The 13,267-nt window shown below is 65.8% G+C and carries 12 protein-coding genes; 3 read left to right on the forward strand and 9 right to left on the reverse strand.

The features are described from left to right. Window positions 1-6 precede the first annotated feature (6 nt). From pilW to ndk, 3 genes are read right to left on the reverse strand one after another with little or no spacing between them, the layout of a single operon-like run. On the reverse strand, window positions 7-792 hold the full coding sequence (gene pilW, locus E5790_RS00720; protein WP_041863329.1) for a type IV pilus biogenesis/stability protein PilW: 786 nt from the start codon (window positions 790-792) through the stop codon (window positions 7-9). Then, the gene (gene rlmN / locus E5790_RS00725) at window positions 779-1,984 is read right to left on the reverse strand and encodes a 23S rRNA (adenine(2503)-C(2))-methyltransferase RlmN (RefSeq protein WP_005409296.1); all 1,206 of its coding nucleotides are present in this window, start codon (window positions 1,982-1,984) and stop codon (window positions 779-781) included. The genes pilW and rlmN overlap by 14 nt, the downstream gene beginning before the upstream one ends. A 10-nt stretch (window positions 1,985-1,994) precedes the next feature. Then, window positions 1,995-2,420, reverse strand: coding sequence for a nucleoside-diphosphate kinase (gene ndk, locus E5790_RS00730; protein WP_005409295.1), 426 nt, complete (start codon window positions 2,418-2,420; stop codon window positions 1,995-1,997). 361 nt (window positions 2,421-2,781) lie between these two features. Here ndk and E5790_RS00735 point away from each other — a divergent pair, with 361 nt between their 5' ends. From E5790_RS00735 to E5790_RS00745, 3 genes are all read left to right on the forward strand, one after another. Beyond that, entirely contained in the window at window positions 2,782-3,435 is a 654-nt protein-coding gene (locus E5790_RS00735; protein WP_014646856.1) for a TetR family transcriptional regulator, read from the forward strand. A 39-nt stretch (window positions 3,436-3,474) separates the two neighbouring features. Further along, window positions 3,475-5,847 carry a 3-hydroxyacyl-CoA dehydrogenase/enoyl-CoA hydratase family protein gene (locus E5790_RS00740; protein ID WP_111206125.1) on the forward strand — a complete coding sequence of 791 codons (2,373 nt, stop codon included), beginning with the start codon at window positions 3,475-3,477 and terminating at the stop codon, window positions 5,845-5,847. Between the two features lie 74 nt (window positions 5,848-5,921). Next, window positions 5,922-7,130, forward strand: coding sequence for an acetyl-CoA C-acyltransferase (locus E5790_RS00745; protein WP_019661304.1), 1,209 nt, complete (start codon window positions 5,922-5,924; stop codon window positions 7,128-7,130). 475 nt (window positions 7,131-7,605) lie between these two features. Here the strand turns inward: E5790_RS00745 and galU are convergent, their stop codons facing one another. The 6 genes from galU to E5790_RS00775 form a co-directional block, all read right to left on the reverse strand. Then, a complete protein-coding gene (gene galU / locus E5790_RS00750) occupies window positions 7,606-8,484 on the reverse strand; it encodes a UTP--glucose-1-phosphate uridylyltransferase GalU (RefSeq protein ID WP_032960751.1) in 879 nt (292 codons plus the stop codon). Beyond that, window positions 8,481-10,394 (reverse strand): nucleoside-diphosphate sugar epimerase/dehydratase, encoded by a 1,914-nt coding sequence (locus tag E5790_RS00755; protein ID WP_014646852.1) that lies wholly within the window; start codon window positions 10,392-10,394, stop codon window positions 8,481-8,483. The genes galU and E5790_RS00755 overlap by 4 nt, the downstream gene beginning before the upstream one ends. Before the next feature lie 3 nt (window positions 10,395-10,397). Continuing rightward, a complete protein-coding gene (locus tag E5790_RS00760) occupies window positions 10,398-11,387 on the reverse strand; it encodes a glycosyltransferase family 4 protein (protein WP_046430191.1) in 990 nt (329 codons plus the stop codon). A gap of 3 nt (window positions 11,388-11,390) precedes the next feature. Beyond that, window positions 11,391-12,569 carry a lipopolysaccharide assembly protein LapB gene (gene lapB / locus E5790_RS00765; protein WP_014646850.1) on the reverse strand — a complete coding sequence of 393 codons (1,179 nt, stop codon included), beginning with the start codon at window positions 12,567-12,569 and terminating at the stop codon, window positions 11,391-11,393. A gap of 6 nt (window positions 12,570-12,575) precedes the next feature. Further along, a complete protein-coding gene (locus tag E5790_RS00770; RefSeq protein WP_014646849.1) occupies window positions 12,576-12,860 on the reverse strand; it encodes a LapA family protein in 285 nt (94 codons plus the stop codon). 77 nt (window positions 12,861-12,937) lie between these two features. Further along, the gene (locus E5790_RS00775; protein ID WP_005409286.1) at window positions 12,938-13,243 is read right to left on the reverse strand and encodes an integration host factor subunit beta; all 306 of its coding nucleotides are present in this window, start codon (window positions 13,241-13,243) and stop codon (window positions 12,938-12,940) included. Window positions 13,244-13,267 lie beyond the last annotated feature (24 nt).

A 13,267-nucleotide genomic window follows, 5' to 3' on the forward strand; every position in this document is an offset into this window, starting at 1 on the left:
CTGGAGTTAGGAGCCCGCGTCCTGCGGAAATTCCTGTCGAATCCGCTGCAGATAACGATCAGATGCCGCCCGATCGCCCAGCTTCACTTCGATTTGAGACGCAAGTTGTAACACGGAACGCGTTGCGGGTGCAGCCGCAATCCTACGTTCGGCGAAGGCCCGGGCCTCCATGTAGCGGCCCTGGCGGTAGCTCAGCTGGGCCATCGACTCCAGCGCGACCGGGTTGGCCGGGGCCGCCACGAGCGCCGCACGCAGGTCGCGTTCGGCGCGTTCAAGCTGGCCCGCGTCCAGTGCGCAGCTGCCGGCATTGGCCTGGGCTTCGCCCGGGGTGGCATAACCCGGCGCCTGCAACGCGCGGTCGAACCAGACCAGCGATTCGGCCGGCTGGCCCTGCTGGCACAGCCAGGCACCGTAATTGTTGAGCACGTCGCCGCGCTGCGGCGCCAGTTCGGCGGCCTTGCGGAAGTTCTCACCGGCTTGGCGGGTGCGGCCACGACGGTCATCGATGCCGGCCTGCAGCACCAGCGCATCGGGCGCCTCGGGCGCCAGCTTCAGTGCTTCGCGCACCTTGCGCTCGGCGGCATCGAGATTGCCGACCTGCATGTCGCGGGTCGCCAGCGTCAACAGGTCGCGCCAGCGCACTTCGCGCCGCACGCTTTCCGGGTCACCCACCGAATAGACCGGCGCCTGGCTCGGACCGAGCTTGGCCTTGGGATGGGATTTGCAGCCGCCGACCGCAACGGCCAGCACGCCTGCGAGAAGCGCCAGCCAGAGGCGGTCAGGCCGCGGCATCGCTCCCCTTCCCCGCCTGCAGCGTCTTGTTGAACTCCGCCTGGCGGCGGGTGCGGTCCATCACCTGGCCCTTGAGCTGGCCACAGGCGGCGTCGATGTCGTCGCCACGGGTGCGGCGGACCATGGTCAGCACGTTGCTGTCGAGCAGGATCTTCTGGAAGGCGCGGATGTGCGCTTCTTCCGAACGCTCGTAGCGGGTGCCCGGGAACGGATTGAAGGGAATCAGGTTGACCTTGCCCGAATCCTTGGCCTGCACCGCGTTGTCGAACTGGCGCATCAGGCGGGCCAATTCGCGGGCATGCTCGGGCTTGTCGTTGATGCCCTTCATCAGGGTGTATTCGAAGGTGACCGATTCGCGGCGCTTGTTGGCGCGCAGGTAGCGTGCGCACGAGGCCATCAGCTCGGCGATCGGGTACTTCTTGTTGAGCGGCACCAGGGTTTCGCGCAGCGCATCGTTCGGCGCATGCAGCGACACCGCCAGCGAGACGTCGCTCTCGGCGGACAAGCGGTCGATCTGCGGCACCAGGCCGGAGGTCGACAGGGTCACGCGCTTGTTGGCCAGGCCGTAGCCCAGGTCGTCGCGCATCACGCTCATGGCGCGCACGACGTTGTCGAAATTCATCAGTGGCTCGCCCATGCCCATCATCACCACGTTGGTGAGGCGGCGCATCTGGTGCGGCACGTTGCCCAGGTGGCGCGCGGCAACCCACACCTGGCCGATGATCTCGGCGGTGGTCAGGTTGCGGTTGAAGCCCTGGGTGGCGGTGGAGCAGAACGTGCAGTTCAGGCCGCAACCGACCTGCGAGGACACGCACAGCGTGCCGCGGGTCTTGTCCGGGATGTACACGGTCTCGATGGCGTTCTTGCCATCCACGCCCATCGCCAGCAGCCACTTGTGGGTGCCGTCGGCGGAGGGCTTGTCGAACACGATGTTCGGAACCAGCACCTCGGCATGGGCCTGCAGCTTGGCGCGCAGGACCTTGCCGAGGTCGGTCATTTCATCGAAATCGGTGACGTAGCGATGGTGGATCCACTTCATCACCTGGTGGGCACGGAACTTCTTTTCGCCGAGAACCTCGACGAAGAACTTCTCCAGGCCCGCGCGATCGAGGTCGAGCAGGTTCTGCTTGCCAGCCGTGGGTGCCGACTTCGGCAGCGGCTGGATGGCGGGGGACTGTACGACCTCGTTCACGGCATTACTCTCAGCGCGAAACGACTTCGGTGGCGGCGAAGAAGTAGGCGATTTCAATCGCGGCATTCTCGACCGAGTCCGAGCCGTGGGCGGCGTTGGCATCGATGGATTCGGCGAAGTCGGCGCGGATGGTGCCCGGCGCGGCTTCCTTCGGGTTGGTGGCGCCCAGCAGGTCGCGGTGGGCCAGGACGGCGTTCTCGCCTTCCAGGGCCTGGATCATCACCGGGCCGGAGATCATGAACTCGACCAGCGCGTTGAAGAACGGACGCTCGCGGTGCACGGCGTAGAAGCCTTCGGCTTCACGGCGCGACAGCTGCTTGTACTTGGCGGCCACGACCTTCAGGCCGGCCTTCTCGAAGCGGGCGTAGATTTCGCCGATGACGTTCTTGGCAACGGCGTCCGGCTTGATGATCGAAAGGGTGCGCTCCAGCGCCATGGGATGTCTCCAATGGAATCGGGCCGCTGATGGCCCGAAGGGTAACATGAAAAAAACCCGCGTCGGGACGCGGGCTTAGCCTGATAAACGTAGGCGAATTGTAAAAGATAAAGCGCTGGCGTGGTAGTGCCGGTCGCCGGCCGGCAAACCCTCATGGCAGGGGTCAGATCCCCACAGGGGCTCTGACCCCGTTCCGGGCCCAGTGTCGGGGTCGGAGCCCCTGCGGGGATCCGACCCCTACCCCATTCACCCACCTGAGTGAAATCTGACCGGACCGGCCGATTTTGCTGCACTGCAAAATGCCATACGCTACCGTCTGGTCCTAGTATCAAACAATCGTTTGATTAAGGTCCGCCCGCCGATGGCCAAACCCGCCCACTTCTCGACCAAGGACCGCATTCTCGGCGCGGCCGAGGAGCTGTTCGCACAGCACGGCTTCGCCGGCACTTCGCTGCGCCAGGTGACCAGCCAGGCCGACGTCAACATCGCAGCGGTCAACTACCACTTCGGCTCCAAGGAGAACCTGGTCAACGAGGTGTTCCGCCGCCGCATGGACGAGATGACCGGCGCCCGCCTGTCGCAGCTCGAACGCGCCCGCAGCGAACACCCCGGGCAGCTGCGCCCGGTGCTGGCCGCGTTCGTCGAGCCGGCATTGGCGCTGGCCCAGGACCGCCAGAACGGCGGTGCCTTCGTGCGCGTGATCGCCCGCGCCTACGCCGAGAAGAACGACAACCTGCGCAAGTTCCTGTCCGACCACTACGGCCACGTGCTGCGTGCGTTCGGCAAGGCCATCGGCGAGTGCGTACCCGACCTGAGCAAGGAAGAGCTGTACTGGCGCCTGGATTTCCTGGCCGGCTCGCTCACCTATGCCATGGCCGACTTCGGGCTGATCAAGCGTCCCGCCGGTGTCACTGAAGCGGCGCATCGTGCCCATGCCGCCCACGAACTGATCCATTTCGCCGAAGCCGGGTTCCGCGCCGCCGCTCGCGCCAGCGCCCTGCCCGCTTCCCTTTGATTCCACCCAGTAACTGCTGACCAACAAAGGCCCTACACCATGTCCAATTCCCTGCTAGTCCGCCGCGCCGCCGTGCTGGGTGCCGGCGTCATGGGTGCCCAGATCGCTGCCCACCTCACCAACGCTGGCGTCGACACCGTGCTGTTCGACCTGCCCGCCAAGGAGGGTCCGGCCGACGGCATCGTGCTGAAGGCGATCGCCAACCTGGGCAAGCTGAGCCCGGCACCGCTGGCCAGCAAGTCGCTGGCCGAAGCCATCACTCCGGCCAACTACGAGTCCGGCCTGGAGCAGCTGAAGGACTGCGACCTGATCATCGAGGCCATCGCCGAGCGCATGGACTGGAAGCAGGACCTGTACAAGAAGATCGCGCCGTTCGTGGCCGACCACGCGGTGCTGGCCTCCAACACCTCGGGCCTGGGCATCAACAAGCTGGCCGACGTGCTGCCCGAGCAGCTGCGCCACCGCTTCTGCGGCGTGCACTTCTTCAACCCGCCGCGCTACATGCACCTGGCCGAGCTGATCCCGGCCACCACCACCGACGCCGCCGTGCTGGAAGGCCTGGAAGAGTTCCTTGTCACCACCCTGGGCAAGGGCGTGGTGTACGCCAAGGACACCCCGAACTTCATCGGCAACCGCATCGGCGTGTTCTCGATCCTGTCCACCATCCACCACACCCAGCAGTTCGGCCTGGGCTTCGATGAAGTGGACGGCCTGACCGGTCCGCTGGTCGGCCGCCCGAAGTCGGCCACCTACCGCACCTCCGACGTGGTCGGCCTGGACACCATGGCCCACGTCATCAAGACCATGGGCGACACCCTGCCGAATGACCCGTGGCATGAATTCTTCAAGTCGCCGAAGTGGCTGGACGCGCTGATTTCCAAGGGCGCGCTGGGCCAGAAGACCGGTGCCGGCATCTTCCGCAAGGTCGGCAAGGACATCGTGGTGCTGGACCTGGAGAAGCAGGACTACCGTCCGGCCGATCGCGCTGCCGTGCCGGAAGTGGTCGAGATCCTGAAGATCAGGAACCCGGCCGAGAAGTTCGCCAAGCTGCGCGAGAGCCAGCACCCGCAGGCGCAGTTCCTGTGGGCGACCTTCCGCGACCTGTTCCACTACAGCGCCTACCACCTGGCCGACATCGCCGAGACCGCGCGCGACGTCGACCTGGCCATCCGCTGGGGCTACGGCTGGTCGCTGGGCCCGTTCGAGACCTGGCAGGCCGCCGGCTGGAAGCAGGTGGCGCAGTGGATCGCCGATGACATCGTCGCCGGCAAGAGCATGAGCAACGCGCCGCTGCCGGACTGGGTGTTCGATGGCCGCGACGGCGTGCATGCCGCCGAAGGCAGCTACAGCCCGTCGCGCAACGCCAAGCTGCCGCGCTCGTCGCTGCCGGTGTACCAGCGCCAGCGCTTCCCCGATCCGCTGCTGGGCGAGACGTTCGCGCCGGGCGAGACCGTGTTCGAGAACGACGGCCTGCGCATGTGGCACGACGGTGATGGCATCGCCGTGGTCAGCTTCAAGACCAAGATGAACACCGTGTCCGACCAGGTGCTGGACGGCCTGCAGGAATGCGTGAGCCGCGCCGAGAAGGACTTCCAGGGCCTGGTGATCTGGCAGCAGAAGGAACCCTTCTCCGCCGGTGCCGACCTGGCCGGCGCGCTGGGCCTGCTGCAGGCCGGCAAGGTCGACCAGTTCGAAGAAATGGTTGCCAACTTCCAGCGCACCAGCCAGCGCATCAAGTACTCGCTGGTGCCAGTGGTGGCTGCCGTGCGCGGCCTGGCCCTGGGTGGCGGCTGCGAGTTCCAGATGCACAGCGCCAAGACCGTGGCCTTCCTGGAAAGCTACATCGGCCTGGTCGAGGCCGGCGTCGGCCTGCTGCCGGCCGGTGGTGGCCTGAAGGAACTGGCCGTGCGCGCCTCGCAGGCCGCGGGCCCGGGCGGCGACGTGTTCGCCGAACTGAAGAAGACCTTCGAGACCGTGGCGATGGCGAAGGTGTCCAACTCGGCGGTCAACGCCAAGGAACTGGGCCTGCTGCGCAGCACCGACAAGGTGGTGTTCAACAGCTACGAGGCCCTGCACATCGCCAAGGCCGAAGCACGCGCCCTGGCCGAAGCGGGTTACCGCCCGCCGCTGCCGGCACGCCGCATCCAGGTGGCCGGTGACGTGGGTATCGCCACCTTCAAGATGATGCTGGTCAACATGCTGGAAGGCCGCTTCATCAGCCCGTACGACTACGAGATCGCCGAGCGCATCGCTACCGTGCTGTGCGGTGGCAAGGTCGACCGCGGCACCCTGGTCGACGAAGAGTGGCTGCTGACCCTGGAGCGCAAGCACTTCGTCGAACTGGCCCAGCAGGAAAAGACCCAGGCCCGCATCGCGCACATGCTGAAGACCGGCAAGCCGCTGCGTAACTGATCGCCCATCCCTGCTTCCGGTGGGTGCCGACCGTTGGTCGGCACTCCGGCTAAAAAATTCAAGAGATCACTGCAATGACCAAGCAAATCCAGGACGCCTACATCGTCGCCGCCACCCGTACCCCGGTTGGCAAGGCGCCCAAGGGCATGTTCCGCAACACCCGCCCCGACGACATGCTTGCGCACGTGCTGCGCAGCGTCGTCGCCCAGGCCCCGGGCGTGGACGTCAACCGCATCGATGACGCCATCATCGGTTGCGCCATGCCGGAAGCCGAGCAGGGCATGAACGTGGCCCGCATCGGCGTGCTGCTGGCCGGCCTGCCGAACACCATCGCCGCACAGACCGTGAACCGCTTCTGCTCCTCCGGCCTGCAGGCCGTGGCGCAGGCCGCCGACGCGATCCGCCTGGGCAACGCCGACCTGATGCTGGCCGGCGGCACCGAGTCGATGTCGATGGTGCCGATGATGGGCAACAAGATCGCCATGGCGCCGAGCGTGTTCGACAACGACCACGTTGCCATCGCCTACGGCATGGGCATCACCGCCGAGAAGGTCGCCGAAGAGTGGAAGGTCTCGCGCGAAGACCAGGATGCCTTTGCCCTGGCCTCGCACCAGAAGGCCATGGCCGCGATCCAGAACGGCGAGTTCAAGGACGAGATCAGCCCGTACGAGATCGTCTCGCACCTGCCGGACCTGGCCGACGGCCAGCGCATCATCACCCGCAACAAGATCGCCGACACCGACGAAGGCCCCCGCCCGGATTCCTCGGCCGAAGGCCTGGCCAAGCTGCGCCCGGTGTTCCGCAACGGCCAGTTCGGCGGCACCGTCACCGCCGGCAACTCGTCGCAGATGAGCGACGGCGCCGGCGCCGTGCTGCTGGCCTCGGAGCAGGCGATCAAGGATTACGGCCTGACCCCGCTGGCCCGTTTCGTCAGCTTCTCGGTGGCCGGCGTGCGTCCGGAAGTGATGGGCATCGGCCCGATCGCCGCGATCCCGAAGGCACTGAAGCAGGCCGGCCTGACCCAGGACCAGCTGGACTGGATCGAGCTCAACGAAGCCTTCGCCGCGCAGTCGCTGGCGGTGATCCGTGACTGCGGCCTGGACCCGGCCAAGGTCAACCCGCTGGGCGGCGCGATTGCCCTGGGCCACCCGCTGGGTGCGACCGGTGCGATCCGTACCGCAACCCTGCTGCACGGCCTGCGTCGTCGCCAGCAGAAGTACGGCATGGTGACGATGTGCATCGGCACCGGCATGGGTGCGGCGGGTATTTTCGAGGCGCTGTAAGGTTCAAGGCGTTGCCTCGTTGGGCTTCATGGCGTGGGTCGGGTTGGCAGGGCTGCCCGGGACACGCCGTGAACCCTTCCATGGGGGCTCGATGGCGCCATCCATGGCGCCAACGGTCCCGGGAAGCCCTGCCAACCCGGCCCTTCCAGCCTCCCCGCGGCGGAGGGATGAGCAAAGGCAGGGTCAAAGGCTGGGGTCAGATCCCTTTGCTGCGCAAAGGGATCTGACCCCAACCCACGAAAAAAGGCAGCCAGTGGCTGCCTTTTTGCTTTTGCTTCTGCCTTTGATTCCGCCCTTCCCGTCCGCGCCACACGGAAACTGTCGAGAGGGGGCGGATGGCCCTCTCCAAAACCGTTGGCGCCATGGATGGCGCCATCGAGCACCATGGAAGGGCTTTGGCGTGTTTTGGAGAGGGCCATCCGCCCTCTCCCCCACGTATCAATCAAGGCGCCGCACGGAGCGCTTGATAAAACCCTTATTCCGCCAGCATCGCCGCCAGCTTCTCCCGCGCCGGGCCAGCCAGCTTCGGGTTGTCCAGCGCGAAGCGGATCGTCGCCTCCACCAGACCCAGGTGCGTGCCGCAGTCGAAGCGGGTGCCCTCGAAACGATAGGCATCGACTTCTTCGGTCTTCAGCAGCTCGGCAATCGCATCGGTCAGCTGGATCTCGCCGCCGGCACCGGTCTGGGTCTGTTCCAGCAGCTCGAAGATCTTCGGGCTGAGCACGTAACGACCCACCACCGCCAGGTCGCTCGGCGCGTCCTCCGGCTTCGGCTTCTCGACGATCTGCGAAATACGGCCCTTGCGGCCATCGAACGCGTCGGTGGCGACGATGCCGTAACTGGCGGTCTTATCGTGCGGCACGTCTTCGACCGCGATCACGCTGGCGCCACTGGCTTCGTTGAGGTCGGCCATCTGCTTCAGCGCGCCCGCACCGCGGTTCCAGATCAGGTCGTCGGGCAGCAGTACGGCAAACGGCTCGTCACCGATCACCGACCTGGCACACAGCACCGCGTGCCCGAGGCCCAGCGCCTCGGCCTGGGTCACGAAGATCGCGCGCACACCATTGGGGAGCACGTGCCGGATCAGTTCCAGCTGCTCCTGCTTGCCAGCGCGCTCAAGCTTCTGCTCCAGCTCGTACGCCTTGTCGAAATAGTCGGCAACGGCGTGCTTGTAGCGGTTGGTGATGAACACCAGCGTGTCACAGCCGGCTTCGATCGCCTCATCCACCGCGTACTGGATCAGCGGCCGATCAATGATCGGCAGCATCTCCTTCGGCACAGTCTTGGTTGCTGGCAAAAAACGCGTCCCCAATCCTGCCACCGGGAAAACTGCTTTGCGAATTCGCTTGCTCATTGGTGCCTGTTGGCCTCACGTGCCGGAAAAGGCACGACTTTAGCGGATGAAATGTAAGCATCCTGTTCGATTGGCGAGAATTCCGGCATCGTCGCAAACAGGATTTCCTGGATGCGGGCGGTGTCGTAGCTGGCAATCGCCTCGCGCAGGCGCGGAACGTTGCCCAGCACCAGGTCGCGCGAGAACGTACGCACGCCGGCTTCAAGAATCTTCGGGTGCGCGGTGGAGCGGTAATCTTCGTCCGAATAGAACAGCGTCTCGTGCAGCTTCTCGCCCGGACGCAGGCCGGTATAGATGATCTGGATGTCCTTGTACGGCTGCTTGCCGGTCAGGCGGATCATCTGTTCGGCCAGCACGCGGATCGGCACCGGCTCGCCCATGTCGAGGGTATAGATCGCACCATGCGACGCCGATGCGGCCGCCTGCAGGATCAGCTGGCAGGCCTCGGGAATGGTCATGAAGTAGCGGCTGACTTCCGGGTCGGTGACCGTGACCGGGCCACCGCGCAGGATCTGCTCGCGGAACAGCGGCACCACGCTGCCGGCCGACGCCAGCACGTTGCCGAAGCGCACCGTGACAAAACGGGTATGCGTGGACTTCTGGTCCAGGCTCTGGCAGATCATCTCGGCGTAGCGCTTGCTCGCGCCCAGCGCATTGACCGGGTCGACCGCCTTGTCGGTGGAGATGAACACGAAATGCTCCACGCGGGCTTCCAGGCAGGCGCGCGCGACGTTCTCGGTCGCCAGGATGTTGTTGCGCACCGCTTCGCGCAGCTGGCGTTCCAGCACCGGCACATGCTTGTAGGCGGCCGCATGGAAAGCGGTATCGACCGGGTGCAGCGACAGCGCGTGGCGGATCACCGCCGGGTCGCCACAGTCGCCCAGCACCGCCTCGATCTCGACATCGGGGAAGCTGCGACGCAGCTCGCCTTCGATGGTCAGCAGCAGCAGTTCGCTGATCTCCAGCAGGATGATGCGACCGGCACCATGCCGCGCGCATTGGCGGCACAGCTCCGAGCCGATCGAACCACCGGCGCCGGTAACCATCACGGTGCGCCCACCCAACCAGCCGCGGATCAGGTTCCAGTCCGGCATGATCGGCTTGCGCCCCAGCAGGTCCTCGATCGCCACTTCCTTCAGCTGGCCCGGCAGCGACTGGCCCTGCAGGATGTCACTGAGCTTGGGCACGGTACGGAACGGCACGCCGGTGCTTTCGCAGATCGCGACGACGCGCTGCATGCCTGCGGCGTCCAGCGACGGCATGGCAATGACCAGCAGCTTGGCAGCGGTCTCGCGGACCACCGTCGGCGCGTCATCCAGCGTGCCCAGGATCGGCAGGCCCTGCAGCTTGGCGCCACGCAGGTGCGGTGCATCGTCGAGCAGGCCGACCGGCTCGAAGTTGCCGGAGCGGCGCAGGTCGCGCACCAGGGTCTCGGCCGCCTGGCCGGCGCCGAGGATCAGCACGCGGCGGGCGCTGGAATCGGACTGCAGTGCCTGGTAGTCCTTCCAGGCGCGGTACAGCAGGCGCGGCGCGCCGAGCAGTGCCGACAGCGCGAACGGGTAGATCACCAGCACCGACATGGGTACGCCGTCGAAGCGCTTCCACATCAGCACCAGGATGATGGCCACCATGCCGATGAAGCTGGCCTTGAAGATGTTCAGCAGGTCGCTGACGCTGGCAAACCGCCACAGGCCGCGGTACAGGCCCACGCGCCAGAACACCAGGCCCTGCAGCAGCAGGACCAGGGTGGTATCGACGTTCCACAGGGGCAGCGCCGGGGCGTTGGGCAGGATCGAGTAACGCCCTGCATGGAGCAGCTGCCAGCATGCCCAGACCATGAAGAGGTCGTGGCAGACGATGGCCGAACGCGGCATCAGGCCGAGGATTCTGTCCCGCCAGGGTGAAGCCATAATTCAGGTAATTCCTTGTCGGTGGCGCATTCCATTGCGCAGGAGGAGCCAGAGGACGCTCAGCGCGATGAACCACGCGATCGCCACGACAGCCTCCCACCTCGGCTGCAAATTGGAGCAGACATTGAACACTGTAATACTGAACAGACCCAAAGCAAAGTACATCCCTGTCACCTGCGGGTGACTGGCTCCTGCCTGCACCGCGCGCTGGTAGACATGCTGGGTATGGGGTTCCATCCAGCGTTGTCCGGAAATGATGCGCGCCAGCAGTGTGAAGCCCGCGTCCACGAGGAACGGCGAAACCGGTACCAGCAGCAGGATCCAGTTGATATCGGTACGCACGCTGGCGATCGCCAGCACCACTGCGACCGCATACCCCAGCGCACCGCTTCCGACATCGCCCATGAAGATCCGGGCGCGAGGGAAGTTGAACGGGAGGAATCCAAGGCAGGCCAAGCCCAGCGCCACGGCGGCCAGTGAATAGGGCCACGGCAGCACCGGCGCCAGCCCCAGCATCGCCACGACGGCCTGGCTGGCGGCGATGCCATTGATGCCGTCCATGAAGTTCCAGATGTTGATCAGCGACGCGGTGAACAGCAGCACCAGCACCGCCAACAGCCAGCTGCCACCATTCACCTTGACCAGGCCGGCCAACAGCGCTGCGGCGATGAAATGCACCAGCAGGCGACGCATCGCCGGCAGGGGCTTGTGGTCGTCCCACCAGCCGATACCGGCCACCAGCACCAGCCCAAGGCTGGCCACCAGCACCGTCGGCGTGCTTTCGGGCCAGGCCCAGATGGCCACGCCGGCGGTCACCAGCAGGCTGATGACGATGGCGATGCCGCCACCGCGCGGGGTGGCAACGCTATGGCTGCGACGCTCGCCCGGCTGGTCCATCAACTGCTGGCGCAGTGCATAGCCCCGCGCAGCCCAGGTCAGCAACGCACTGAGCAGGGCGAGCCCCAGCAGCGCGCCCATCACAAGCCAGGGCATGGATCAGAGCACCGCGTAGTTCAGCAGCGGCTTGACCGTCCCCCACTCCTTGCAGCTCGGGCACTGCCAGTGGTGGGTACGCGCACCGAAGCCGCAGCGCGTGCAGCGATAGGCCGGGTTGCGCACCAGCAGCTGGTCGGTGATGTGCTTGAGGTCATGCAGGGTGGCGGTGGAATCGGCTCCCTCGGCGAGGGTCAGATCGATCAGCGCGGATTCGCCACGTACCGACGGGCGATCCTTGAGCTGGCGACCGAGGTAGGCACGGGCCGGCGCCACGCCTTCCTGCTCTTCCATCAACCGGGTCAGCGCCAGTACCGGGGCGATGCCGCGGTAGTGCTCGGTCATCTCCGACAGGAACGCGCGTGCACCTGCCAGATCGCCGACCCTGCGATAGTTCTGCATCAGTGCCGGCAGCAGTTCCGGCAGGTATTCGGGGTCGTTGCGCGCGGCGCGCTCGAAGGCGCGCACGGCGGCCTCTGGATTGCCCGCGTCGGTTTCCAGCCGGCCCTCGATGATGCCGGCGCGCACCGACATCGCGTCGGCCTGGTAGGCGCGGGCGATCGCTGCCCTCGCCTCTTCCAGCTTGCCGGCGCCACGGAAACGTTCGGCCAGTTCGCATTCGAACTGTCCGATCAGCTTGCCCATCGGCTCGCCGGTGACGTCCTCGAAACGGGTCGCGTTGTCGATCGCCTTTTCCCAGTCGCGCTCGGCCTGGTAGATGCCGATCAGGTGCTTGAGTGCCTGCGGTGCACGCTGATCCAGCTGCGCCAGCTCGGTGAACACGGTCTCGGCACGGTCCAGCAGGCCGGACTTCATGTAGTCCTCGCCCAGCGCCAGCAGGGCCTGCACGCGCTGTGCATCACTGAGGTCGTGGCGGTTGACCAGGCCCTGGTGCAGGCGGATGGCGCGGTCGACTTCGCCGCGGCGGCGGAACAGGTGGCCCAGCGCGACCTGGGTCTCGAAGGTTTCCTTGTCCAGCTCGGCGATGTGCAGGAACAGCTCGATGGCCTTGTCCGGCTGCTCGTTGAGCAGGTAGTTCAGGCCACGGAAATAGGTGCTCGACAGGCGGCTGACCTGGCTGTCACCGTGGCGTTGACCACCGCGCCGCCCGATCACCCACCCAGCCAGGGCGGCCAGCGGAACGAACAGGAAGAACCAGAACCACTCGGTGACGAAATCCATCTTCGATCAGCGTCCATCAAAAGATTGAGGGGAAGCAACCGGTGCCGGCGTGGCGGCAGCGGACTTGTTGGCGCGGCGCAGCTGGCTGTAGAGCGGAATGACCACGCTCACCAGCACCAGGCCAGCGCCAACGATGACGCCGATCAGCAACGCGGCAATGATGGCCACGCCGACCGAGGTCTTAAGCTGGGTGAACAGCAGGTTGATGGTCATCTCGTCCATGTTCATGGCACCGATGATCAACCCAAGAATGAGTACCGCCAGCAGGACCAGCAGACGAAAAACCTTCATGCGACAGCTCCAGTGGCAGGAGTCCGTAGCTTATCCGACTCGCGGCTGGATTCGCACGCGGTGGCGCGACGGAAGGCTCAGGCCGGATCGGCGTCCAGCGGCAGCACACTGCTGACCCGCTCGCGCAGTTCCTTGCCCGGCTTGAAATGGGGGACATGCTTGCCCGGCAGGGCAACCGATTCGCCGGTCTTCGGGTTGCGACCCAGGCGCGGCGGACGATAGTGCAGCGAGAAGCTGCCAAATCCACGGATTTCGATGCGATCCCCGGCGGACAGCGATCCGCCCATCATTTCCAGCAACGACTTCACCGCCAGATCGACATCATCGGCCTTCAGGTGCGCCTGGCGGCGCGCAAGGATTTCGATCAGTTCGGATTTGGTCATTACCGGCTCACATCAGGGGCATCT

Source organism: Stenotrophomonas sp. PAMC25021 (genome assembly GCF_004795795.1).
GTDB classification, from domain to species: domain Bacteria; phylum Pseudomonadota; class Gammaproteobacteria; order Xanthomonadales; family Xanthomonadaceae; genus Stenotrophomonas; species Stenotrophomonas muris.